Origin of the sequence: Bacillus sp. SIMBA_008, assembly GCF_046535495.1 — a bacterium.
Classification (GTDB): Bacteria; Bacillota; Bacilli; order Bacillales; family Bacillaceae; genus Bacillus; species Bacillus subtilis.
The window spans coordinates 1-244 of sequence record NZ_JAWRWL010001081.1 but is presented as its reverse complement, the minus strand read 5'-3'; the positions used below and the strand labels follow the sequence as shown (position 1 = coordinate 244).

General features: G+C 74.6%; 1 protein-coding gene. It reads left to right on the top strand.

What is annotated here, in order from left to right; genetic code table 11:
* Positions 1-244: metallophosphoesterase (locus SB658_RS26745; protein WP_410603524.1), on the top strand; the 244-nt coding region annotated here is incomplete at both ends.

Here is a 244-nt window from a genome sequence, read left to right as displayed (position 1 = left end):
CTACGACGTCGAGGCGAACTTCGCGCGGACGCTCGCCGCGATCCGCGCCGTGCATCCGAACCCCGCCGCCATCGTCGTCACCGGTGATCTCGCCGACCTGGGGGAGCCGGACGCCTACCGCCGCCTGCGCGCCGCGGTCGAGCCGGTCGCGGCCGAGCTGGGCGCCCCGGTCATCTGGGTTGCGGGCAATCACGACGAGCGCCCTGCGCTGCGGCGCGATCTGCTCGATCTGGCGCCGACCGAG